Below are 24,983 nucleotides of genomic sequence, written 5' to 3' on the forward strand. Positions count from 1 at the left end.
TGCTCCCAAAGGTTTCTTGTTTAGGGCACAGGGTGGAGGCTACGCCGATACGGCGTCAACAGGCGGGAGGGCCCGAGCGGGGGTAAGCGGACAAGACTAGCGGAGACCAAGCTTGCTCAAGAGACGTTGGCGCTTCATCAGCCACCAGCCCGATTCCACTGGCCACATCCCATGGTTTTCATCGGCGCCGAGCTTCGTCGCGGCGTGGAGCGGCCAGTTCGGATCGTCAAGCAGCTCTCTTGCCAGGGCGATCATGTCCGCCCTACCCGCCTTGACGAGCTCTTCACAAACCTCCGCGTCCCACAGGAAACCGACCGCCATGCTCGCAACATCGACCTCGCCTCGGATCCGTTCGGCAAAGGGCACCTGAAAGCCTTGCTCGATGACCATGCGACGCGGCCGTTCCTTTCCGCCGATGCCGCCCGTGGAGCAGTCGATCATGTCGACGCCCGCCGCCTTGAGCGCTTTGGCCGTTTCGACCGCGTCTTCCGCCTCGATCCCGCCGTCCAGCCAGTCGGTGGCCGAGAGACGAAAGGCCAAGGGATAGGCCTCTGGCCAGTTCGCCCGAATGGATCTCGCCACCTCGACGGCGAAGCGCCGGCGGTTCTCACCACTTCCACCCCAGCGATCCTGACGCCGGTTGGCGATGGGCGACAGGAATTGATGAACCAGGAATCCGTGAGCCGCATAGACCTCGACGATCTTGAAGCCGGCCTCCTGGGCGCGCCGCGCGGCCGCGCCGAACGCGGCGATCACCCGCGCGATCTCCGCTTCCGACATCTCCGCAGGGTCCGGCCAGCCCTCCGCATAGGGGATCGGCGAGGGGGCGATCGCCCTCCAGGGAGCCTCGTTCCGCTCAGAGATATCCTCGTCGTCAACGGGCGTCTCTCCGTGCCAGGGCCGTCGCTCCGACGCTTTGCGGCCGGCGTGACCGAGCTGGATACCGGGAACCGCGCCCTCCTCGCTCAGAAACCTCGCGATGGGTGCCAGGCTCTCCGCCTGCGTATCGTTCCAGAGACCGAGGTCGCCGTGGGTTCTTCTCCCGTCCGCCTCGACGGCCGTCGCTTCTGCATAGACCAAGCCCGCACCGCCCAGGGCGAAACGGCCGAGGTGCACCGCGTGCCAGCCGTTCGCATGGCCGTCCTTTGCCCGGTACTGGCTCATGGGGGAGACGGCGATACGGTTCTTGAAGGTCACATCGCGCAGGGCGAAGGGAGAAAAAAGCTCAGCCATCAGTCGTCGGGTTCCTATCGCAGCGTGTTTTCACCGCTGTAGCAGGAGGAACGCCTAGGGTTGAAGTCACAGCTTGGTGGGCGGTGCGGTTTCCCGCTCGGCGTTCTCTTGAGGCTGGCAGCCGAGACACAAAGCACCCGCCGATCCTGAAGATGGCGGGTGCCGGTAGTTTTCGGGGTGCCGGGGAGCGCACCCGGCGACAGCTGCAGAGGCTTTTCCACACAGCAGCTTGAGAAGCCAAGCCAAGCCAAGCCGGAGTCCGACTTGCCCGGCCAGGAACACTGAGCGTCAATGCCGTGATGCTTCTATCCTGCAGACGGATAGTTGAATGGAAGCGCACGGCTGCGCATGAAATTGCCCTCCGAGAGCTCAATCCATTCGCGGATCCGAGCACGTGCATCGATAAAGCTATCGAACACCCGCTGGTGCTCCGACGTTGCTTCGTCCCGCGATGCCGAAAGAATGTTGCTCGCCACCTCGCCGATCCGGGTCAGTACGTCGTCGGGAACGGTGCCGATCGTGACGCTGTGCTGCTCCCTGAGAACCCGCAGCGCGGCAATGTTGCTGGCATGCACCCGTGTCAGATTCGCAAGGTGTTCGGCTTGAGCGGCATTGGCGACAATGGCTTGCAGATCCCCCGGAAGGCCTTCGTAGAGCTCACGGTTCACGATCAACTGGATCGATCCGGCAGTCTGGTGGAACGAGGGGAAGATGTAGTGCGGCAAGAAAAGATGGAGATCGTAGGCGAGATCGACAGCCGGCCCCACGAGTTCGAACGCGTCGAGGTCCCCTGCTTCGAAGCTTGGCCCGATTTCGCTGCGCGACATACTGACGGGGCTGACGCCGAGCTCGCGCATGATCGGGACGTTGATACCCGTGGTCCGATATCGCAGTCCCCTCAAATCGTCGAGCGATCGGATCGGTTCCCCAAACCAGCCGAAGGACTGCGGTCCGAGGGAGCCCGCCAGAAAGGGTTTCACGCCGAACGCACCGAACAGATCGTCCCAAAGCGCCTGTCCGCCGAGGTCCTGTATCCAGATCGTGCGCTCGGTCTCCGTCATGCCGAGAGGTACGACCGTGAACATCTCGAACGCCAAGCCACGATCACGCCAATCGTAGGAAAGGCTTCGTGACATGGCGATCTCACCGGACGCCACCTTGTCGAAGGTATCGCGATAGTCGCCCAGGTCGCGCGGCCCGAGGACCTCGACCGAGAGACGACCACCTGACATCTGGTCGATCCGCTCGGCAAGCCGACGCCCGGAGGCCATCTGGTCGGGAAATTCCTCGGGCCACCGAGAGACCATCTGCCAACGGATTGTGCTCCGAGCGATTGCAGGCTTGCTCAATGAGATCAGCGATCCGGCTGTCGGAATCGCGCCGGCAGCGGAAACGAACTGTCGTCTATCCATTTGACCCTCCTCGATCGTGATGTACGCGAAGGCCTGCGATCCGCAGTCTCACGGTGGAGGTGGTCATCCATTTGCGAATTTCTGATCGAACCTTCTTCCAATACCGATCACCAGAATTTATCAATCGGCCATGGACTCGAAGACGCTCCAGTGTTTCGTCGAAGTCGTCAGAACGGGGGGAGTTCGCGCCGCGGCTCGGATCATGAATGTGACCCAGCCGGCCCTCACGGCGCGCTTGAAACGCCTTGAAGATGAAGCGGGATTTGCTTTGTTCAGGCGTCAAGGACGGGGCCTTGTTCTTACCGAACAAGGGCGACTGTTCCTTCCGCGAGCAGTCGCCGCGGTAGATGCCGCGCGAGAAGCACAGCAGAGCGCCGATCGAATCAAGGAAGGCGATGAAGGCACTCTGCGTGTCGGCTATACCGCCATCACCGCGCTCACTGTTCTGTCGAATATCGTGCGGCGATTTCGCGAAGATAATCCTCGCGTCAAACTCCATCTTGTCCAGCGCACGTCGCATGCTCTCGAAGAAGCTCTTGCCCAATCGGAGTTAGATGTCGCCCTTCTGCATCCACCTGTTTTCGAGGAAGGTTTGACCTATCGGACTTTTGCGACCCATAGCTATCTGTGCGCGATGCCGCATCTTCATCCCCTCGCGTCGGAAGACACCGTCAGCCTCGGGTCACTGACCGATGAAGACATCGTTATGGTTCGCCGCGATATCGGCCCTGTTATCCATGGAAAACTCTTCGAGAGCTTTCTGTCCGCGGGGTTCAAGCCAAACATCGCCTTCGAAACCGACAACTCGATCTCTTTACTTACTCTTGTATCTGCCGGCCTCGGTATCGGGTTTGTTGTGGAGCCGCTATCGCAGTGGCGGATCCCGAGTGTGCTCTACAAGCCAGTCTCGGAAGGCCTTCCAAGCCTCTCTTTCTGCGTCTGTCATCGACTGCGAGACGTCAATCCACTTGTTGGGCGCTTTCGCGTCTCTATTCAGAGCGAAGTTACCGATTGAGCTTTCACACGCTTAGTCCGGAACACAAAAAGGCCACCCTGTAGAGTGGCCCTTTCTGCTTTCTCGAACTCATGCGGCGCCGTTGGCGTCACGTCCCTTACGGGACTGTCTTAGTTTTTTTTGAGGTTTGGTTGCGGGGGCCCGCAACCACCGAGACCGACATTCGCTTGCTGTCCCAATCTGACAGCAGCATTCTGGGGCTGCACGAGCGCAACGCCTCGGTTGGGCGGAGTACCGACAAAGAGACTAGGGCCAGGAACTATTAGTCAGAAGGGTCCGACGACTACTTCTGACCCAAGGCGGCCGGCCGTGTTGTTGGCGGCGAATGACCAGTATCACGGCTGAAACGGACCTTTGGACGAGAAGTTCAGATGGCCTGAGGCGTGCCAAAAGAGGCACCAGCTTACCGCCCTCAGAAGATCGAATTTGAGCCGAACTCTACCTGTTTGCGTCCTGGTCGACTTACCTGATTGAGGATGGTCTTGTGAGTGCATCAATTGCACGACTTCTTGCAACGTTCTTCCGTCGCCGCGATCATCGACCGAGGACGAGAGACATCTAAAACGACAACAGTCAACTTGTCCTTCAAATGACTAGGCAGGTCGTCGGTCAGCATCGTCGCCAACGCCTCGGCGCTGTCCGGAGCCTCGACGCCATCGTCCCTGGCAGGAGTTTTGAACTCGGCGCCGAACCAGAAAACAAGGTAAGTCCCGAAACCGCACGCATGCTCATCCAAAGCATATCCCGCAAGTTGGTTGACAAGGGCGGTCCAGAGTTCGTCGTTATAGTGTCTCTTGGCTTCGATCGGGAGGTTCTTACCGGCATGACTCAGTAGAAGAATATCGGCCCTGGTGTTTTCGCCGCGACGGGCCTCAGGAAGGCTCGCTGCTATGCCATATCTTTCGAACCGGGGCCTAAAGAGTTCGAGGAGACGGTCTCTGTCTTCGTTTTCGATTTGCGGATTAGTTGCCGCGCCGTAGCTATCCGTGTTCCAGAAGCGTTTCCATGGCATTTCACTGCCAGTTCTCAAGGTCCTTTTGTACCGCTCGACTTCTTCACATACGATAGCGGCGAGGTCGGTTGGGCTTGCCGGAGGACCATCTTCCAGCGCGTTCAAAAGCTGGCTGACGGAAGGCGCGGTGAATTGCTCATCGCGGACTTTACGAGCGTGTTCGGCAGCCGAATGAGCGATCTGAGGCTGCCAGCTTGCATGGACTTGCGGAGCTAGTGCCTTTAGATGCTCACCGGCGTCAGTCGCCTTGGAGGCGCTGAGACGTCGGATTGCGGTCCTGACAATCCCACTCACGCTATTTGAATGTCGCCAGTCATAATCGTTTGCGGGATACTTCTTTCCAAGTACCCCAATTCTCATGCGATCCAACAGATCGAGCTCCGGGCACAGTCTGTTGAATGTTTTGGCTAAATCCCCGTAAGGGGCCAACAATGCTGCTTCCTGCTCGGCTTCGGACAACTGGTCCGAAAAGACCGCAGGCATTAGGGCTAGACCGACGAAGTTCCACATCTCCCTCTGCTTCTTTTCGAGGTCATCGCGATCGAAGGTGCGCCGAACAAGGTCAACCAGTTCGCTCGAGCCCAGGTTGGCCGAGCACGCGCTCAGGGCCTGCCTAAGAGCCTGTTCCGGCAAATTCGGTCTCGTCTCAAGCAGTGCCGTGAGACACTTGGAGACCAATTCTGGTTCGCCCGCGCTCGTAAGATGATGGATGGCATCGAGGCCGTCATCGCCCGCATCGAGGGCAGCGTTCCAGTAGCGCAAAATCAGATCAGCACCTTGATCAGCGTCTCGCGCCAAGCGACCGACGGCCCATGCGGCAATCGACGGCTCCTCGTCGCCACTGAAATACGATTGTCGAAGACCAACCAAAGCAATGACTAGGGGGCACGCGGAGAGATCGTTTTCCCGGCGATGCAGGAGTGCCTGGTGCAGTCCCGCACCGACCACGTGTTCTTGTCGGTATGCACTGTTCTTAGCCGCTGCCCTGCCGAGTTCTTCGATACCAACCTTGATGTCGGTATGGATTGCGAACTGGACAAAGCCTTCGGCAATCGCGCCAGCAATCTCTTCATTCGTGTATTTGGTGACGTTTTCGAGCGGAGACCGATTCTTTGCGATCCTTGCGTTCCGGTAGTGCTCAGCTGCCGTGCTTAAGATACCGAACTCACTCGGTGTGCCGGTAGCAATGGCGATCAGCTTTGGTGTGAGTTCAGCTACGTTCTCTCTTCGCGATTTTTCTGTTTCCCTGTCTTGCTCGGCCTTCCGCTTCGCCTCTTTTTTCTTCCATCGCGAGTTTGGGTCGGCCAGGAGTGACTTAATGAATCCCTTGAATCCGCCCTCCTGCTCAAGCTGCGATATAATCGGATCTCGCCATTTCGGCCACCGAGTTTCGCTGCGTGCGGCATAGGCTGCGACCTGAAACAAACGTTTGCGCTCTCGACCCTTCTTTTTTGTCTTGGCGAGATCGATCAGTCCTTTGATCACCGCCTCTGACGGCAGTCGCCGCGTTGTCGAAATGTAGTGATTGCTGACCACCCACGGACCTTTTTCCGCAGGGCTGTTGTTTATCAGCATGAAGAAGAGCTCCAATTCCCGGCGATCGGTGTCGCGATCGATCCACCTCTGGATCGCTTCGACGACGTCGCTGTCGAACATGTCCCAAGGATGTTCGCGAACGTTACTGAGCCAGGTCCAGAGCCTCTCCGCGGTAATGTCCGGATTATCATCAATTGCCGATGCGAGCGCTTGAGTGAGCAACGACTGCACCTGCCAATGGTGCCGACGTTGATTGCCGTCTCTTTCGATCGCTTCGTCAAAGAATTCAGCTCGCGGAGATCGTCGCAGTGCAATGGTCAGCGATACCAATGATCCGGTCTCGTCAATATCCTTTTCATCTCGCGATCGCGGCGGCGATGCATCGAAATCCAATAAGAGCTGGCGGAGTTCTTCGGGTTGAATGTCATCGGTGGGCGTGCCGGCCAGGATACGAGCGCGGATCGCCAACTGGCTTCGGTCCGACGCCGTAGCGCCCAGATCCTCGAACAGAGCATGCCGCGCGGAGTTCTGATTGGTAGCCTTTCTCAGAAACACTTCCGCGGCCCGTTCCCGCATCCATAGTGGCCGGCTGTTAGTGAGCGCGATTTCCCGTAACTTATCCGACATTCTTTCGATTGGGGGTGCGTCAGCGAGAGCCTGAAGGATTGTGACTTGGAGATGGCTACGTACGTCGGCGTCGAGAATGGCGATAAAGTCGTCAGCAAGATCATCGCCAGCGAGTCCGCCAAAGACGGTCGCATCGTTCTGCGAGGTCAGGAAGTATGGATCTTCCTGATCCAGGTTGTTGAGAATCTCCTTGCGGCCCGCCGTGTCGAACGCCGCAGCATCGCCATATGCCAGCACTGTCGCAGCATCGCGCTCAATGAGCCGTCGTGCCCCTTCCGGATCCCCCTTCTTTTGGAGATGGGCGGCGAACCACGCGTACAGTCCCCTGAGTTCGCTTGGCGCTTTGCGATCCTTTCCTGCAACGAGGGCAGTCGCCCGGCGTAGTGGAAACGCCGGAGAGTTGGCGGCCCCGACCACCCTTGCTGCCAGAAACCGCGCGGCCAAAAATTCCGCTACCGTTCTGTGGAAAGGCTGAAACGCATGCCCCTCGCCTCTGAAGAGGGGTGTATCCAACGAGGCCGCAGCGACACGCGATTCGAGCCCCAGGCCATGAATAGGCACGTACTCAGTATCAGTTGCGTCTGGCGGTAGTGTGTTTGAGCGCCAGAGTGCTCTTGCCCCAGAAGCCAGAAAGTAGAAGCACATGGCCGAGGTAGCACCGATGATTTCTTCGATGCTCGGTCGTGGATCGGTTGCGCGTTCACGGTCGTGCTCATGAGCGAGTGCCCAGATGGCTCTGTCAAACAACTCAAAGCGTGTCGTCGGCCAGACTCCATTCGAAACGACAGCGGAGTGGAGCAACCTCAGACTTAGCGGGTTCTCGAGAAACGCGCTAGCGCCTCGATCATGCGCCTCTTGGACAAAACTCTTCGGATCGGGCTCCTCGAGCGCGCCTAATATGGCTTGCGCCTCCTCTTCGTCCAGCGGAAGGAGGTGCGCCACGATGATCGGTTCGTTGTTCGCCGCGCGCCGCATTGCGTTGCTGTCGGCCGCGTCTCGCCAGTCTTCAACTCGACAGGTGAGGCGCCATCGACGGATATCGCTTGCTGATATGGCATTGGCGAGTTGCAGAAGCTTGTCCTTGCCATTGTCACCCGAACGGAACTCATCGAGTGCATCGAGATAGGCGGTACCGGAGTTGCTCAACGGTGTACCGTTCATCACCTCTCGGCAGGTCATGACCTCCCCATCTTCGGCGACCGCCTCGTACAGTAGTGTGGTGGATTTTCCTGCTCCAGGTTCGCCGAGCAAGACGATATACGGCTCCTCGCGCAAATGGCTCAATGGCTGAACCACTGGTTCGGCGTTGGTTTGAACGGCGACTCGCCTGTCTAGAGGTGCACTTTTCATGGTCGAAAAGTATTAGCGAAACCTTTCCAAGAAAAGACGCGCAAAGGCGCAAGCTGCATTTTCACCATGGTAACATTTACATTTGGGCTGGGGAAAAGACGCCCTCATGGTCCGATATTGGACGCAAAGTGGACGTCTTTTCCACGGGAGGCGGGTGTCCGCTCCGGGTCATTTGCAATAGTCGAGGAGGTAGCATTCGGCTCCCAGATAGATACCGATGCTGAAAACGCTGCCCCGGAAAACTAGGTGAAATAAGCTCACTTCTCGGAAGCAGACGTAGCTTCTTCGGACAGTGCATCGGCATTCGACCGTGTGCTCGTCTCCGAGCAGAGCGGTAAGGAGCGGCTCCATCAGCGGCAGCCGCACCATTGCCCGCGGCGTCTTGGAGGAGCGCGTCCTGGCCGGCTTGCGCGACCGGCTGATGGCCCCGAAGGTCGCGGCCACGGCCATGCGCGCCTACGTCGAGGAGACGAACCGCCTGAAACGCGAAGGCCGCGCCATGGCCGGCGCAGATCGCCGGGCGCTGGTCCAGGTGGACAAGCACATTGCGGAGATCGTCGCCGTGATGGAGGCGGGCGGCTACAGCCGCGCGCTGATGGCGCGCCTGCAGACCCTGGAGGCCGAACAGGCGGACCTCAAGAGGCGGCTGGAGAGCGCGACGGAGGAGCTGCCCGATACCCTGCACCATGGCCGCCGCAAGGTGGAACACCTCGCCGAGGCGCTGCAGCACCCTGAGGAGCGCGCTGCGGCGACCCAGGCCATCCGGGATATCGTCGGCAGGACCACGCTGACACCCGGCCCAAAGCGCGGCGAGATCGACGCCACCCTGCACGGCGACCTCGGCACCATCCTCGACTGGGCAGCGGAGAAACGGCAGGACTTAGCGGAAAGCCGGGCCTTAAAACACAAAACCGACATGTCCCTTATGGGAGTGTCGGTACCGGTCTAAATACGATCTTCGGGCGCCAATAGCGCCTTCGCTCTCCCCAGTAGCGTCTGCTATGCCCCTCAAACCAACCAAGAACAGAAAGCTTAGCGATTTTCGCGTTGTGTCATAAACGACCGTCGCTCCCTCCTCTCAAGCTCAAGAGCAGAATGGCCTAGTCCTATGGGTCTAGGACAACTGATAGATCCGGTTCATAGGTTAAAATTTGGCTCCGTGAATCAGGACAAAGCAACGGCTGGTGCGTCGAGTAGGCCTGCGTTTCATGGCGAGGCAAGATGGGTTTGAGCACCGGACGAGCGGTGCGCAGGTCAGTAGCGGCGTGTCATCGATTTGGTGGTAGGACCAAGTTGTTCTTGAGTTCTCTGCGGTACTGGCGAAGCCAACGTCAAACTGAGGTTTTGATGAGACGCTCCCTCGATCGATTTTTTTCAAGGGTTTCTGGCGAGTTTTCAGTTGCTGAGGCGATAGGTAGTGCCCTAAACAACAGGTTCTCAGAGCAGGAAATCAGTCAGTATCTGCACTACAAAATTCCAGGCAAATCGTCGCAGAGAATTCTGTCCAGGGTTTTGAGGTCTAGGAGTCCTTCCCGTTTAACTGTTGAACTGCGTCGGCTTGAACAAGAGCATCGTGATCGCGCTTTCCGGGAAGCGATGAGTCAGCCTAAAGTTGTTACGCTGTCTGATGAAATAAAAGCACGCTTGGAGGACAAATTCTTAGAGATCAACGCGCTTCACCGCGACTTCCCCGAACCGCACGTTTTGCCAAGCAGATTGTTTGAAGGATACAGAATATACAGTGAAGAAGAGAAAAAAGATCTCAAGCTACTTAGCCAGCTTGTTTGGAAAATAGAGCAGGGGCTTTCGAACTTCGATGTTAAGAAGGAACTCCTCGCGGCAGGATTTGATGAATACATTGTTTCGGAGTTTATAAGAACATCAAGTGCACGTCGCACAACAGCTGGAAACGACAGCGAAGCCGCCCTTCATTTACTTAGCCGGCAAATTAGTCCGCTGCTTTATCTGCGTTCGTTCGAAGACGATCAGACCGATCTCGGAATTATCTCGCGCATACGGCGTCGGATTGGCATTGGGACCTACGAAAAGATCATCGTCGATCAACTCGGGCGCTATGGTGACTTTGTTGCTCTTGGTGTCCCCGGTGAAGGGGGCCAACGCGCCGAGGAAGCCGCGCGGCTCTACTTGCCTCACGATAGCTGGAAGAATGTCGTTCGCCATCTCCTCTTGCGCGCACAACGCGTTGTACTACGGGTCAGCGAGACACCGGGAATTGTGTGGGAGTTGGACGAAGCCCTTCGTTTGGTCGAACCACAACGCTTGATCTTGGTCACGCCAACAAAAGACGAAGTCGAAGATCAGCAAAAGATCAAGCTTCTCATTAATAAGGCTGTAGCACGAGCCTACGATAAAAGACTTAACCCACACAAATGGCCGATGATCGTGACATTCCAAAAAAACAAGTTTGAAAAGCCGATTTACGACTACAAAAAGCTCCACGCTGCACTTCAGCATGCACATGCGGAGGAAGTGAACGAGTACTTATTTTTGAGATGAGGAATAGATCTATATGTCGAAAACCTGTTTCATCATATTTTCGACCATATAGGGCTTAACATCGAACCGGAGCCAAAGTCGCAAGTATACCTCGCTTTTCTCGATTCCGGCTGCAGTAGCATCGCTGATAAAGTTAATTAGACCGGAGCGCTTCGCCAGTTCTTCCACGTCCTCAATCGCCAGCGCTGGCCCAATGTCGGCCATCAGATGCGCGCGTTCTTCTGGGGAGGCCGGCTCGAGCGTCCTGAATCCTGCCTTGGCGACGCCTTGCGCCTCAAGTTCTCCGATTACCTGATTTCGGTCAGCCGTGCCAAGATTTACCTTCTCAACCAAACTCTCATAAAGTGAGTCTTTCGTATCCAGGCAATCGTGCAGCCGCTTCACGCCGGGAAAGAGATAGGCTTGGAACTTAACGGCGTACTTACACACCTGCATTTTAAAGGAACTTACGCCCTTCTCGAAAATCTCGGTGGCGTCAGTTTTGTTCAGGCCGCGAGACTGTAAGTCGTCAATAATTGAAACCCTGCCCTCATCTAAAAACCTAGCGATTTGTTTGCTTATCTCATCTAGCAGCAGATGTGCATCTCTTTCTGGGATTGATTCTTGCAGTTTTTCGCGCAGAACTTTTCTGAAGATGCTGTCGAAACGCTCATCTACGGACATCATCCCGGAGATCATGTTGTTTGTGAGAATTCGAGGAGCCTGATCTCCGTGAAGAGCCCCGAGAATTATAGCGTTGCGCCTATCATCGCGATCGCCGGTGATAATGTTGTACTTCAAAAGCAGAACAACTTTCTCGCGTATTTCCGCCGGCGGGGAATCGTCCGCGGCCAATATCGACAAAAGTGGGTCGTTCTCCTCCTCCTCCGCTTCGGGGCGTACGCCATGTTCCAACAAGGCTTGAAGACCTGCCGAGGTGTAACCGGCCACCGCTAGTGTCAAAATGTCAGGAAATCCTTCCGGGTGCCGGTCGACCCTAGCGCCAAGTTCCAAAAGCGTCCTGATCGTATCCAACGTCATTTGTTTCTGTTTGACCGGATCTTTGTCTAGTAGTTCTCGTAGCCTCGGCTCCATATCGCTGATCAAATAGTATAGCGCTGTCAAACCGCCCTCATCAGGCCTATCGATATCGACTCCCTTTGAAGCCAATAATCTAAGCAATTCAGATTGCCTGAATTTTGCCGCCATTACGGCGGCCCTCGCATCGGCCCCGTCCCGCGCGGCCAAATCAACCCCTTGATCGATCAGGAACTGCGCCACCTGCACAGGGTTCTGTGCGGCGGCCGCGAGACCGAGCACAGGCGCCTTCACATTGTCATTCGCTTTCAACGACACGCCCGTAGAGACGATTACATCCAGGAGGTCAATCCGCCCTCTAACGACACATTCAGAAACAATATCCGGCATATACTTTTTTTGCTTCAAGGCTGGGGTGTCACTCAATGCCTTCCTCAGCTCTGCCGGCTCGATCGCCGAATTATGGATTAAAGTAATCAAAGCCCGCTGTTTCGCCCCGGCCCCCCTATAGAACACTAGAAACAGGAATATTACTCCCAAAGCAATGAGGACAATGATCTCCACCGGCTCCACTGCTATCTCCTATTATTTCTACAAATTTAGGCTAAAGAAATTAAATTCACTCAAACCCAACTTAATACAAGCACTACTGCGTATAGTAGTGCGAACACAGTCGGGATCAATATCTCGATTGCGCCGAACGGAATATGTTTCTTCCAGTCATTCCCCTGACCGAGCGCATACCATTCGGCATGCCAGTATGGCGATGAAGGAAGCGACTCTTCCATCAATCCAATAATAGCGAACTTGGCCGTATTTAGGTTCCTATACGAGCGCAACAGACCTGCCCAAAAACCACAGATCAAAATGCCTACAATGGGAAGGAGAAAAGCATTCCTCACGTCGTTATCTAACAGACCGACGATCGCCGACAGGAATGTCGTGTTGAGGGTGGCGAAAAAGGCATTTGCCACACCTCGTCGGTTACTGATGCGATCTGCCATTTCCACATAAAGCTTGTATTGTTCTAGAAAATGATCTTGATAATTTTCGGTTGAGTAGTCTTCCTTTTTAGGGGAATGCCCATAAAGCCGTTGACGTAGAATAGCACGGTCTTCTTTTTCCATTTACTTAGAATATTCCCATCTGGAGATAGCGGAATACTTTTCGTATTCCGAAGCCTGGGCGGGTTGACGGAAATCAGTTAGCCTCAGGCCCGATTCCATTTGGATTCTCCCCCATCAAATTGGCCCAGTCTTATGTTTGGGAAAGAGGATGATGGGATTGCCACTGATTTTGGGCAGGGTTTCATACGACCTTTCGGGCTGGTCTTAGTAAGGCCGCGAAGGCGCTTGGCGTCAAGTTTCCGAGCGCCGAGTGCAACCGGGCTTCTTTATAATCCTCCTTCCAGTCGTTGATCCGACGGCGCGCGTCCGCCATCGACAGGAACTAGGTTGCTTGAGGCACTCCTGCCGGAACCGGCTGTTGAGCGCCTCGATGCAGGCATTATCCGCAGGCTTGCAGGGCCCGAGAAGCCCAACTAAGCCTTGCTTGGATAGACCCACTGGTCGTGTCGCCCCCAAAACCGTCCACTCACCATAGATACGGCCTGCCTGAGCAAAGGCGTAGACGAACCCGGACACCGCTGCGAAAGGGTGCAAGAAGATAAGCATCCAGAAGACTTATAGATATGCGAATTGTCCGGCAGTTGTTCCAGGTGAACGCAAGCGTTCTGCAACCTGAAACCCGAGATAAGCCAAGCCGCCGCAGGCAAGTATTGCAAAGAGTGGGTGCATTGCCACCAACGCGACGGCGATCGTGCCAATGAAGCCCAGCGCTATTGCTGAACTTACACGTTTAGACTTAGTCTGTTGGGTTGCCGTGTCAGTCAAGCCACAACTGTTCCGCCGCAAGTAGCTTCGCCTGAATTTCAGCAACGTCCTTATCTACAGGGGTTTGTACGTCTCAAATCGCCCCCGATCCGGATTATCGGCAATCTTGGCCGCTAACGCTTTTAGGTCGTCGTCGTTTAGCGATGCCGGGTCATTCGACGTGAGGTCAACACCAAGCGTCGAAATCGGCTGGTCACCTACGCCGTCCTGATAGTCAGCTAGGGACAGTGCGCCAATCTTGAGCGCCTCAAGCCGGTTTTCGTCAGTCTCCCTCACGATCTCCAAACAGATGGCGTCCAAGATGGTCCCTTTGTCATACGGGAGGCATTTTACATCCCAAATTTGGCCGCCTCCTCCTGACGGATTGCGCTCCATGAACGCTCCATAGTCGGCGATGATCCTGACTCGCTCCTCGGTCTCTTGCTGGTTCTCATCGATTTTCGGGGCTTCGGAGGGCCGACCACTAACGGCAATTGACGTGCCCGTACCGGCGTATGTCTCCAATCACGCTTGCCCAACTTCCTTCGGCGACATGCCCTTCGACACCATGTCCGCTTCGAATGCGACCCGTTTCTGGTTATCCAAAAAGCCCATCGCGAGCCACTTTGCGACCCCGCTGACGATCGCGGCGTAGAGCACATTCCACCAACTCCAGTCGCCGAACAACACCAAACCGGCGAAAATGAGTGCGGCGATACCACCGCTGATCCACACCCAGCCGAACAGACCCGAGAGGAGTTCGAATACTATAAGTTGCCCCTTTGAGCTCATGCCTGCCCCCCCCCGGTCCCGCCAGAAATAATACACGAATAAGGCGAGAAAAATTAGGTTTCTATCTCGTTTCCCACTGCTTGTGGAGTTATTCTGGTCGCATGTTTGAATGGCTCAAGAAGAAGCGAACGGCACCCGAAGGGGCAGTCGAGGCTTTGGCCAAAAATTGGCTCGGGCCGCAGGCTTTGGCCGTTGCCTTGGCAGAGACGATTCGCGACTTCGTGGATGACGTGAACTCCGGCCGTGTGGAATATCCGGCACACAAGAGGCGCAACGACAGCGTGGTCGGCATCTGGCGAGACCTTCGACTGGAGGCATTGAGCCACATGTTCAACTTTGGCCGCTCGGACCCGATGCTGCTGGCCGACCAACGCCGGCAAGCGGAACTCCTTCGGTGTCTGCTTGACGAGCGACCCCACCTCCAAATGCCGCAGCCGAGAGGAGAGGTCGTCCCAGACACCTTACAGGCAGTATGGCAAGTGTATCTCTATCTAGACCAGATTGGCTCCGAGGTCGCTGACCGCGAGACCGACCGAGCGACGCTCAAGCTTGCGAAGAAGAATATCTTCGACGACCTGACCGCGCGGGCCGAGCAATTGCGGATCGGTTGGGAAGCGTTTGAAGGTGCTATAAAGAACAATAATACCGAGTTGCCCGAGACGCCCGAGACGCTCCTTGAAGAGCTTTACCAAGACGTCACCGCGAAGACTAAATCTATCGCGCTTTCGGCGCAGTTCGGTCCGAACTACGAGGCCATGGTCAAGATGCTTGAGGAGGAGGTCCGCAAGCGTGGCGGTGATGTCGACAAGGCGCGAGCCTCGACCCAGCGTGTCATGGAGGCCAAGGACCCCGACGAGTTCGCACAGTCCTGAATACGATGCCTCTCTCGACCCGAAGCAGCTTCGCCGAACGCGACCTCTTCGTGGTATTGCCATAAACCCGCAAATGTCTCCTCGCTTCGAAAGCGGGCAATCGAAAACGAGAAGCTGGGGAAATGGTTTCAGGAAACTTGAAAAGATCATAATAGCGCGTAGAGAGGGCGAAGAAGAATCGGAGGGCTTTTGTCATTATTGGTCGCTGGAGCCTATAGCTGCACAAGGTGGCAAGGTTCCGAAGGGCCAAGGTAGGAAGGGGAGACCCCCCTCTCATAAACGGAGCCCTTCCATGGATATCTTCGTTGGTTTGGACGTTTCCCTGGACGAGACAAGCGTTTGCATTCTCGACGATACGGGTCGGATCCTGAGGGAATCGAAAGTCGACACCGAGCCCGGAGCAATCCGTACAGCTCTCAAGTCTTTCGCAGAAAACCTGCGACGCGTCGGCCTAGAGGCAAGCTCCCTGTCGCCCTGGCTGGCCACCGAGCTGCGCGCAGAGGTCCTGCCCATCATCGTCGTTGAGGCCAAGCACATGAAGGCAGCGCTTGGTGCGATGCGTAAACGGACAGGAACGACGCCCGCGGTATAGCGCAGATGATGCGAACGGGCTGGTTCCGCGAGGTCCACGTGAAGAGTGCCGAGTCCCACCGAATGCGCATTCTCCTCGCCAATCGGCGGCTCCTAAAGCGTAAGTTTTTGGACGTCGAGAACGCCATTCGAGGCACTTTGAAGGTGTTCGGTGTGAAGCTCGGCAAAACGACCCGCGCCCGCTTTGAACGCGATCTACGCGAGCGATTGGCCGACGAGGAGCCAATCCTCCAGAACATGACAGAAAGCATGCTTCCGAAGGTGGTCGGCGCACACTTCGGATTGACACCAAGACGCTATCAGTCCGGCACTGTCGACTACGATGGGCGGATCTCGAAATGCGGTGATCCGGAGGTCCGAACTCTGCTCTACGAGGCGGCCTCCTCGCTGCTCCAGCGGGTCAAGAAGTGGTCCGCGCTGAAGGCCTGGGGCATGTCAATTCAACGTCGATCGGGCCTACGCCGGGCCATCGTAGCGGTGGCGCGGAAGCTTGCAGTGATCCTCCATCGCATATGGATCGATGGAACGGAGTTTCAGTATTCGCGTCTGCGAAGCGAGCCGGCAGAGGTCTGATCCATGCTTGGAGGGAGCAGATTAGAGTGCGCTGAAGACAACACTTGAACGGAATCCGCTACGGCGGAGGCGTCCCCTGGTGGGGTCGCAGACGGGAATGAGCCCGCTATCTTGCCGGAGTCGCAGGCAAGCAATTGCCCATGAACACGACGTGAGTGCTAGGGCCTTCTCGCCTCTCTGACGGCAGCTTGTGCCGGCATCAGTCGAGCACGCAGTAGGGCATGGACCACCAGGCGGATGCGCGTATCAGCGGGTGGAGCGAAACGAAGCGAGGAGCACGTCATGGAAGGTGCAGCGAAAGAAGGGAAGCTGAGCCCAAAAAAGAGGCTCCCAATTAGTGAGGGCAAGATAAAAGGTGATGGTGCAAAGCGGCGCTTTTTCCAGTCTGCACATCGGGTTGGCCTGCACATTGGGCCGCGCCCCTGTGCAGGCGGTCAGCGCTAAAGCGCTGATGGGATTGCGGAATTGTTGGTGCAAGGAGGAAGGCGCTGTTTTTGGCGGGCGATAGCGCGCCTGAGTCAGTGAGCGACCATGGCAGACGACAGCGAAAACATCGCCTAGGCGAAGCTAGAACACATCTGCAGCATCGGCGACGGCCGCACCAAGAGCTACATCGGCCGGCTCATGCATCAGGTCTCGATGTCAGGGAATCAAGTTTCGGCAGGAATGTATCTACTACGCTCGCCAGACGTCGCCGATAGCTAATCACGGACGGGCTGGTGAGAAAGATCGTCGCCGAGTTTGTCACCCACCACGACATGCTCGTCGCCCTAAACCGACGCGAAGTTGAGAACTCCGACAAGAAGTTGGCTCAGCGGAATGGCCTGCACTTCCGTATGGTGGAGAGCGGAGAGCGCATCAGCGGTACCTACCGGCAGTCCGTGCGGCTCGTCAGCGGCAAGTACGCCCTGGTGGAGCGCTCAACGGAGTTCACGCTGGTCCCGTGGCCGCCGATCATCGAGAAGGCGTTGGGCCGGCAGGTCTCCGGCCTCGTCCGGGGCAGCTGAATATCTTGGGAGTTTGGTCACAAGCGCGGGCCAGGCATCGGCATATAGGATGCATGCCATTCTCGCGCGATTAAATCAGCGCACACTTGATATCGCGCCATGTCGAAGGCCCAATCTCGTTCAGCGCTCCTAACTATCGCAAGCTCAATTCGGTTAGAAGTAGCCATGCGACTGGATCACATCCAAGGTCCACCTGCGGGTTCAAAGCAACCTCTCCTTAGCGTTGCTTGCAGTGTCCTTTTATGAAATACATGGTTCATGGGCCTCTTCGACTTTCTCAATAGCCCGCGACATTTTGTGGCGCGCGAGAAGCTTTTGCATCTACGCGCTGCCTATGAAATGAAGCTTGCTGCAGCTCGCTCCGGGGAGCAGTTGCTGATGACAGAGCCTGAGATCGACAATAGTGGCCATGATTTTGTTGCCTCAATTAATTATGATCTCTTGTATGTACAAAATAAATCCACGCTGAGTGGAGCAAATGTCAATGCATGGAATGTCCACCCAAAACTCTTACAGGTTCCATATGGTGATCGCGACATATCACCCCAAATAGATCATTCCCCAATTGGAGGAATTGACGGCGCGATGGGCGGCGTTCTTCTTCATGAAATCGATAGTGAAGCCGCTCAGCAAGACAAGCTCAAAATCTCGTACTTTTACTTCGACATTTTTTTTGCAGCTGCAGTTCAATCGGGATTATGGGTATCTCCGAATTTCTGTCGTGAGAAAGCCAGAAGTATCATGGAAAAAATTGCCCACGGGGAAAGAGGTGATCGTATCTCGCTGCCTAAACAAGCAATGCTTCCAATTCGATCACCAGCTGCACTGGTGGCATTTCGCTTCCATTTGCCGTGGCCATCAAACTGGATTTCTCTGGGACGGCTTTCAAACGAGCAGCCGGAAGTCATTAAGAACCATTGGCGAAGTGAAATCGGGCAATGGGTAACTCAGCAGTGACTGCAAATAGCACGTGAGCCCTGGGCACGTCAGTTGAACCTGATGACCGCCTTCAGTGGCTGTAAGCGTCTGCAGGCCCCAGCGCAGTCGGCCACCGGCCGTCGATTTTCATTTCAATACAAGCCTTTATTGACGTGCCACAGATCGACTGTGGGCACCGCAGGTACATAGGATGTGAAAATCCATCGTCGGGAGACTACGGCGTTTTCGACATCACTCCCGTAGCCGTACGCCTGGCCCGCCACCATTAGCGTCAAGGAACTCGACGCCGGCTTTCTCGAAAGCAGACTTGATAGCCGCAAGATTTGCCGGAATCGGCGTCCTCCGCTCCAGCTCGAAACTATTGACGGTACTGACACTCACTCCAGAAGCTTCGGCAAGTGCTGGTAGGTTCCATCTGAGCAGTCCACGGGCAGCACGGCATTGGGAAGGCGTCATCACGCGCCGATACTTTCTTTAGTCAGAAATTCAGTCAAGGTTACGAGATTATCTTGATCTCACGATATGGAGATAATATCGTGAGGTTACGGTATTTTGATGACTTTGAGCGGCGCGAGAGGGTGCTGGAACACCCTCCCGCGCCTGACCACAACCCGACTTCTGAGGAGTCCGGTCATGGCCAAGGCTACCCGTAGCACAGGCCTTTCGCGGCGTACCATGCTCGCCCACAGTTTCGCGCTGCCGGCGGCGGTTTTCCCGGCCGCACAGACGCTAACCGCCCTGCCGGCGCCGGCCGCTTTCCCCGCCTCCGATCCCGGTCCCGACGCGGAGCTCTTCCGTCGCGTCGCGCGGGCCAAGCGCCTGCGCAAGCGCTGCGCCCAGGCGCGGCGGATCCGCGACCGCCTCCGCGCGGCGCGCGCGTCCCGGGCGCTTCTCCCACCCCTGCCCTGGCGCGGCCCCTTCCCGCACGACCTTGCTTCTCTGCAGCACGCCGAGCTGTTCCGGCGCTACGCCGAGGCGGTGCGCGCGGCGGTGGCACTACCGGCCCGCACGGCCGCCGGCCTCCACGCCAAGCTCAGTCTAGCCGCCGTCGCTTCGCGGCGCGGCCGGGCGCGGGTCTACCTCTACGAGGACCGCGAGTGGCTGGAGGCGGCCCTGGCGGACCTCAAGCGTCTGGCCGAGGCGACACCCGGCGCATGACCGGCCGGAGACCGGAGACGGTCTTCTCTTTTGGGCTTGCCGGCAAGCCTGCCGGGCCGCGCCGGGCTGTCAAGGGTCTGACGACCGCCGTAGGCGGCGGCCCCAAGAACATCAAGGGGCGGCCGCCCTTGACAGCCCGGCTTCTTCGGCCCGGCGAGACTGCTGCCATGCCCAAAAAAGGGATCTTGGAGTGGATTGGCTCAGGCTCGACGGCGCTGTCTCATTCCCGCTCCCGCTGGCTACGGCCTGACCTGACTGCATACAAGGACTCGGAGTTCGCTGTTGATCGCCCGAGGAGACAAGCCCACGTCGGACTCCTTACCCAGAGGAGTCGGGGAAAGAGCCAGCCATGCCGGAGGACGAGACGCATCCGACCGCGCCCGGCGACGGGACAGCGGCGAACGACAACGGGACGGCAGCGACGAGACTCGATGCCGCCATGCTGACCCTCGCCCGTCTGATCGGCCGCCAGATGGCACGGGACGCTTTCGAGCAGTTGAGCGCCGCCAACGACAACTACCGAATCCACGACCAGGAGCCTCGGTAAGATGACCCGCGCCGCCCTCTACGCCCGCTACTCCTCCGACGCTCAGAACGCTGCCTCGATTGCCGACCAGGTCCGCCTCTGCCGCGAGCAGGCCGAACGGGAGGGCTGGAGCGTGGTGGAGACCTACCAGGACGCCGCCCTCTCCGGTGCGAGCGTCGCCTTGCGGCCGGGCGTGCAGGCGTTGTTGCAGGACGCGCAAGCGGGGCGCTTCGATATCGTGCTGGCCGAGGCCCTGGACAGGGTGAGCCGCGATCAGGCCGATGTGGCGACGCTCTTCAAGCACCTGAGGTTTGCCGGCGTGGAGATCGTCACCCTGGCCGAGGGTGCGATCAGCGAACTGCACGTGGGCCTCAAGGGCACCATGAATGCCCTTTTCCTGAAAGACCTCGCGGCCAAAACCCATCGCGGCCTGCGCGGGCGCGTCGAGCAGGGAAAGTCCGGCGGCGGGCTCTGCTACGGCTACGATGTCGTTAAGCAGTCCAACACCGACGGCGAGCCGCTGCGCGGTGCTCGCAGCATCAACGCGGCCGAGGCCGAGATCGTGCGCCGGGTCTTCCGGGACTTCGCAGCGGGTGTCAGCCCACGCGCCATCGCGCAGCACCTCAACGCCGAGGGCATCCCCGGCCCGGCCGGCAAGCTCTGGATCGACACCACCCTGCGCGGCCACGCCCGACGCGGCACCGACCTCATCAACAACGAACTCTACATCGGCCGGCTGGTCTGGAACCGCCTGCGCTACATGAAAGACCCGGCGAGCGGCAAGCGGGTCTCGCGGCTCAATCCGCCGGAGCAGTGGATCGTCAAGGAGGTGTCCGAGCTGCGCATCGTCGATGATGCGCTCTGGCAGGCGGTCAAGGAACGGCAGGCCGTGCTGGCGATCACCTACGCCCCTGCCATCAAGGCCGGCCATGCCGAACGCCTGAACCGGACCCACCGGCCGCGCGCCCTGCTCTCCGGTTTGATCTTCTGCGGGAGCTGTGGCGGGCGCTATGTGCTGCGCGGCCAAAACCGCTACGGCTGCTCGAACCACATCATGAACGGCAGCTGCCCCAACAGCCGCACCATCGCGCGCAGCGTCCTGGAGGACCGCGTTCTCACCGGACTTCGCGACCGGCTGATGGCCCCGGAGGTCGCGGCCACGGCCATGCGCGCCTACGTCGAGGAGAGCAACCGCCTCAAACGCGAAGGCCGCGCCATGGCCGGCACAGATCGCCGGGCGCTGGTCCAGGTGGACAAGCGCATTGCGGAGATCGTCGCCGTCATGGAGGCGGGCGGCTACAGCCGCGCGCTGATGGCGCGCCTGCAGACCCTGGAGGCCGAACAGGCAGACCTCAAGAGGCGGTTGGAGCGCGCGACGGAGGAGCTGCCCGATACACTGCCCACCATGGCCGGCCTCTACCGCCGCAAGGTGGAACACCTCGCCGAGGCGCTGCAGCACCCTGAGGAACGCGCCGCGGCGACCCAGGCCATCCGGGATATCGTCGGCAGGATCACCCTCACGCCCGGCCCCAAGCGCGGCGAGATCGACGCCACGCTGCACGGGGATTTGGGAACCATCCTCGACTGGGCGGCGGAGAAACGGCAGGAATTGGCGGAAAACCGGGCTCTAAAACACAAAACCGACATGTCCCTCTCGGGAGTGTCGGTCTCAGTGGTTGCGGGGGCAGGATTTGAACCTGCGACCTTCAGGTTATGAGCCTGACGAGCTACCGGGCTGCTCCACCCCGCGGATGTGGGTGCTTGGATTTGGTTGGCTGTTTTGTCCCGCGTTTTTTGGCGGGTGTATTGCGGTCTGTTCGAGGTTTTGAGGCGGGTGTTTTGTGTTTTGTGGGTTTGGCAGACCTGGCGGCGACCTACTCTCCCACGCCTTGAGACGCAGTACCATCGGCGCTGAGGGTTTTCACGGCCGAGTTCGGGATGGGATCGGGTGTTGTGCCCCTCGCCAGAGCCACCAGGTCGGCCAAGCCCACGGGGTGTGTGGTGTTTTCCGCCTTGGTGTGTGTATGACGCGTGTTTGTGGTGAGGAATGCCAGTTCGCCCCACGCCTGACATGATTTGGCGACGTGGGTCGGTCTGGGCAGAGCTGGAGGGGGAGCAAGCCGATCGAGCGATTAGTACCGGTCAGCTTCACGCATTGCTGCGCGTCCACTTCCGGCCTATCGACGTCGTGGTCTACGACGGCTCTTAGGCGAGACCTGGTTTTGAGGGGGGCTTCCCGCTTAGATGCCTTCAGCGGTTATCCCGTCCGCACATAGCTACCCGGCTATGCGGCTGGCGCCACAACCGGTCCACCAGAGGTGCGTCCATCCCGGTCCTCTCGTACTAGGGACAGCTCCTCTCAAGTCTCGAACACCCACGGCAGATAGGGACCGAACTGTCTCACGACGTTCTAAACCCAGCTCACGTACCGCTTTAAATGGCGAACAGCCATACCCTTGGGACCTGCTCCAGCCCCAGGATGCGATGAGCCGACATCGAGGTGCCAAACCTCCCCGTCGATGTGGACTCTTGGGGGAGATCAGCCTGTTATCCCCGGCGTACCTTTTATCCGTTGAGCGATGGCCCTTCCACGCGGGACCACCGGATCACTATGGCCGACTTTCGTCTCTGCTCGACCTGTCGGTCTCGCAGTCAGGCGGGCTTATGCCATTGCACTCAACAGCCGATGTCCGACCGGCTTGAGCCCACCATCGCGCGCCTCCGTTACTCTTTGGGAGGCGACCGCCCCAGTCAAACTACCCACCATGCAGGGTCCCGGACCCGGGTAACGGGCCGCGGTTAGGCGCTAAGACAGGCAAGGGCGGTATTTCAAGGTTGGCTCCACCAGAGCTGGCGCCCTGGCTTCCAAGCCTCCCGCCTATCCTACACAAGCCGGTCCTAGCGTCACTGCAAAGCTGTAGTAAAGGTGCACGGGGTCTTTCCGTCTAACCGCGGGTACTCCGCATCTTCACGGAGAGTTCAATTTCGCTGAGTCTGCGTTGGAGACAGTGGGGAAGTCGTTACGCCATTCGTGCAGGTCGGAACTTACCCGACAAGGAATTTCGCTACCTTAGGACCGTTATAGTTACGGCCGCCGTTTACCGGGGCTTCGATTCAGAGCTTGCACCCCTCCTCTTAACCTTCCGGCACCGGGCAGGCGTCAGACCCTATACGTCGCCTTGCGCGGCTTCGCAGAGCCCTGTGTTTTTAATAAACAGTCGCCACCCCCTGGTCTGTGCCCCCCGACCCTGGTTGCCCAAGGCCGGGGCCCCCTTCTCCCGAAGTTACGGGGGCAATTTGCCGAGTTCCTTCAACGCAGTTCTCTCAAGCGCCTTGGTATGCTCTACCAGTCCACCTGTGTCGGTTTCGGGTACGGTCACACGCGGGGGCTATTTCCTGGGACGCCTTCGCTGCCCGGACAATCCAGTCAGCCCGAACAACTTACGGCATCCGTCACCACCCGCTGGCCCAGGACTATTAACCTGGTTCCCATCGCCTACGGCTTTCGCCCTCGGCTTAGGGGCCGGCTCACCCTGCGCGGATTAGCCTTGCGCAGGAACCCTTGGACTTTCGGCGAGAGTGTTTCTCACACTCTTTATCGCTACTCATGTCAGCATTCGCACTTGCCATGCCTCCACGGCCCCTCACGGGTGCCGCTTCACAGGCTTAGGCAACGCTCCGCTACCACTCGTCTAAGACGAGTCCGCAGCTTCGGTGCACGGCTTGAGCCCCGGTACATTTTCGGCGCAGGACGGCTTATCTAGACCAGTGAGCTATTACGCTTTCTTTAAAGGGTGGCTGCTTCTAAGCCAACCTCCTGGTTGTCTTGGCCTTCCCACATCCTTTCCCACTTAGCCGTGACTTGGGGACCTTAGCTGGCGGTCTGGGCTGTTTCCCTCTCGACCATGGACCTTAGCACCCACGGTCTGTCTGCCAGACTGGACTTCTCGGTATTCGGAGTTTGGTTAGGTTTGGTAAGGCTCGCGCCCCCCTAGCCCATCCAGTGCTCTACCCCCGAGAGCCACCATCTGACGCACTACCTAAATAGTTTTCGCGGAGAACCAGCTATCTCCGGGTTTGATTGGCCTTTCACCCCTAACCACAGGTCATCCCCGTTCTTTTCAACGAACGTGGGTTCGGCCCTCCAGTGGGTGTTACCCCACCTTCAGCCTGCCCATGGCTAGATCACCCGGTTTCGGGTCTGATCCCACGAACTGAACGCCCTGTTCAGACTCGCTTTCGCTGCGCCTACACCTCATCGGCTTAAGCTTGCTCGTAAGACCAACTCGCTGACCCATTATGCAAAAGGTACGCCGTCACCCTTGCGGGCTCCGACTGATTGTAGGCATTCGGTTTCAGGGTCTCTTTCACTCCCCTCGTCGGGGTGCTTTTCACCTTTCCCTCACGGTACTTGTTCACTATCGGTTGTCGAGGAGTACTTAGCCTTGGAGGGTGGTCCCCCCACGTTCAGACAGGATTTCACGTGTCCCGCCCTACTCGAGGACCCAGACAAACCCTTACCCGTACGGGGCTGTCACCCGCTCTGGCCCGGCTTTCCAGCCGGTTCCGGTTCGCTTGTCTGAGCCACTGGGCTAGTCCGCGTTCGCTCGCCACTACTAACGGAGTCTCGGTTGATGTCCTTTCCTCCGGGTACTGAGATGTTTCAGTTCCCCGGGTTCGCCTCGCACGGCTATGTATTCACCGTACGATGACCCTAAAGGGCCGGGTTTCCCCATTCGGAAATCCGCGGATCAAAGATCGCTCTCATCTCCCCGCGGCTTATCGCAGAGTGCCACGTCCTTCTTCGCCTCTCGACACCGAGGCATCCACCAAATGCCCTTAAGACGCTTGCTCAACTCTCCAGCTCCACCCCGACCGACCGGCCGTCGCCGGGCTGACCCGTCTCCGAGCCGACCCGACAGACCCTGTCATCGT

Annotated in this window: 16 protein-coding genes, 1 tRNA gene, 2 rRNA genes and 1 pseudogene; 9 read left to right on the forward strand and 11 right to left on the reverse strand. The window is 58.1% G+C overall.

The window, feature by feature from the left end; all coding sequences use genetic code 11:
• Window positions 1–96: 96 nt before the first annotated feature.
• Both ACO054_RS15605 and ACO054_RS15610 read right to left on the reverse strand, forming a co-directional pair.
• On the reverse strand, window positions 97–1,233 hold the full coding sequence (locus ACO054_RS15605; RefSeq protein WP_421707511.1) for an NADH:flavin oxidoreductase/NADH oxidase: 1,137 nt from the start codon (window positions 1,231–1,233) through the stop codon (window positions 97–99).
• 305 nt (window positions 1,234–1,538) lie between these two features.
• On the reverse strand, window positions 1,539–2,645 hold the full coding sequence (locus tag ACO054_RS15610) for a TRAP transporter substrate-binding protein (RefSeq protein ID WP_421707512.1): 1,107 nt from the start codon (window positions 2,643–2,645) through the stop codon (window positions 1,539–1,541).
• A 130-nt stretch (window positions 2,646–2,775) separates the two neighbouring features.
• Between ACO054_RS15610 and ACO054_RS15615 the strand changes: the two genes are divergently transcribed.
• Window positions 2,776–3,660, forward strand: coding sequence for a LysR family transcriptional regulator (locus tag ACO054_RS15615; RefSeq protein ID WP_421707513.1), 885 nt, complete (start codon window positions 2,776–2,778; stop codon window positions 3,658–3,660).
• 493 nt (window positions 3,661–4,153) lie between these two features.
• Here the strand turns inward: ACO054_RS15615 and ACO054_RS15620 are convergent, their stop codons facing one another.
• Window positions 4,154–8,185: an NACHT domain-containing protein gene (locus ACO054_RS15620; protein ID WP_421707514.1), complete on the reverse strand. Its 4,032-nt coding sequence runs from the start codon at window positions 8,183–8,185 to the stop codon at window positions 4,154–4,156.
• 382 nt (window positions 8,186–8,567) lie between these two features.
• Here ACO054_RS15620 and ACO054_RS15625 point away from each other — a divergent pair, with 382 nt between their 5' ends.
• Window positions 8,568–9,134: a hypothetical protein gene (locus ACO054_RS15625; RefSeq protein ID WP_421707515.1), complete on the forward strand. Its 567-nt coding sequence runs from the start codon at window positions 8,568–8,570 to the stop codon at window positions 9,132–9,134.
• Window positions 9,135–9,532: 398 nt separating this feature from the next.
• Window positions 9,533–10,702, forward strand: a complete 1,170-nt coding sequence (locus ACO054_RS15630; RefSeq protein ID WP_421707516.1) for a hypothetical protein — start codon at window positions 9,533–9,535, stop codon at window positions 10,700–10,702.
• Between the two features lie 9 nt (window positions 10,703–10,711).
• On the opposite strand, the gene ACO054_RS15635 is transcribed toward ACO054_RS15630, so the two are convergent.
• The 5 genes from ACO054_RS15635 to ACO054_RS15655 all read right to left on the reverse strand — a co-directional run bounded on the left by ACO054_RS15635 (window position 10,712) and on the right by ACO054_RS15655 (window position 14,382).
• Window positions 10,712–12,292, reverse strand: a complete 1,581-nt coding sequence (locus ACO054_RS15635; RefSeq protein WP_421707517.1) for a hypothetical protein — start codon at window positions 12,290–12,292, stop codon at window positions 10,712–10,714.
• Between the two features lie 50 nt (window positions 12,293–12,342).
• A complete protein-coding gene (locus ACO054_RS15640) occupies window positions 12,343–12,846 on the reverse strand; it encodes a RipA family octameric membrane protein (RefSeq protein WP_421707518.1) in 504 nt (167 codons plus the stop codon).
• Window positions 12,847–13,027: 181 nt separating this feature from the next.
• Window positions 13,028–13,159, reverse strand: a complete 132-nt coding sequence (locus ACO054_RS15645) for an integrase core domain-containing protein (protein WP_421707519.1) — start codon at window positions 13,157–13,159, stop codon at window positions 13,028–13,030.
• Window positions 13,160–13,665: 506 nt separating this feature from the next.
• Window positions 13,666–14,115: a hypothetical protein gene (locus ACO054_RS15650; protein ID WP_421707520.1), complete on the reverse strand. Its 450-nt coding sequence runs from the start codon at window positions 14,113–14,115 to the stop codon at window positions 13,666–13,668.
• The gene (locus ACO054_RS15655) at window positions 14,116–14,382 is read right to left on the reverse strand and encodes a hypothetical protein (RefSeq protein ID WP_421707521.1); all 267 of its coding nucleotides are present in this window, start codon (window positions 14,380–14,382) and stop codon (window positions 14,116–14,118) included.
• Between the two features lie 101 nt (window positions 14,383–14,483).
• Here ACO054_RS15655 and ACO054_RS15660 point away from each other — a divergent pair, with 101 nt between their 5' ends.
• The 6 genes and pseudogenes from ACO054_RS15660 to ACO054_RS15685 all read left to right on the forward strand — a co-directional run bounded on the left by ACO054_RS15660 (window position 14,484) and on the right by ACO054_RS15685 (window position 21,765).
• Window positions 14,484–15,254 (forward strand): hypothetical protein, encoded by a 771-nt coding sequence (locus ACO054_RS15660; RefSeq protein ID WP_421707522.1) that lies wholly within the window; start codon window positions 14,484–14,486, stop codon window positions 15,252–15,254.
• Window positions 15,255–15,546: 292 nt separating this feature from the next.
• Window positions 15,547–16,418, forward strand: a pseudogene (locus ACO054_RS15665) (IS110 family transposase).
• A 716-nt stretch (window positions 16,419–17,134) separates the two neighbouring features.
• Window positions 17,135–17,425 carry a DUF3363 domain-containing protein gene (locus ACO054_RS15670; RefSeq protein ID WP_421710376.1) on the forward strand — a complete coding sequence of 97 codons (291 nt, stop codon included), beginning with the start codon at window positions 17,135–17,137 and terminating at the stop codon, window positions 17,423–17,425.
• A gap of 258 nt (window positions 17,426–17,683) precedes the next feature.
• On the forward strand, window positions 17,684–18,382 hold the full coding sequence (locus ACO054_RS15675) for a hypothetical protein (protein ID WP_421707523.1): 699 nt from the start codon (window positions 17,684–17,686) through the stop codon (window positions 18,380–18,382).
• A 615-nt stretch (window positions 18,383–18,997) separates the two neighbouring features.
• The gene (locus ACO054_RS15680; RefSeq protein ID WP_421707524.1) at window positions 18,998–19,522 is read left to right on the forward strand and encodes a hypothetical protein; all 525 of its coding nucleotides are present in this window, start codon (window positions 18,998–19,000) and stop codon (window positions 19,520–19,522) included.
• Between the two features lie 548 nt (window positions 19,523–20,070).
• A complete protein-coding gene (locus ACO054_RS15685; RefSeq protein WP_421710377.1) occupies window positions 20,071–21,765 on the forward strand; it encodes a recombinase family protein in 1,695 nt (564 codons plus the stop codon).
• Here ACO054_RS15685 and ACO054_RS15690 read toward each other — a convergent pair.
• The 3 genes from ACO054_RS15690 to ACO054_RS15700 all read right to left on the reverse strand — a co-directional run bounded on the left by ACO054_RS15690 (window position 21,722) and on the right by ACO054_RS15700 (window position 24,902).
• A tRNA-Met gene (locus ACO054_RS15690) sits at window positions 21,722–21,798 on the reverse strand. The genes ACO054_RS15685 and ACO054_RS15690 overlap by 44 nt on opposite strands.
• A gap of 111 nt (window positions 21,799–21,909) precedes the next feature.
• Window positions 21,910–22,025 (reverse strand): 5S ribosomal RNA (rrf, locus tag ACO054_RS15695).
• A 134-nt stretch (window positions 22,026–22,159) separates the two neighbouring features.
• Window positions 22,160–24,902 (reverse strand): 23S ribosomal RNA (locus tag ACO054_RS15700).
• Window positions 24,903–24,983: the final 81 nt, after the last annotated feature.

It is taken from the genome of Algihabitans sp. (genome assembly GCF_965226985.1).
GTDB lineage: Bacteria > Pseudomonadota > Alphaproteobacteria > Kiloniellales > DSM-21159 > Algihabitans.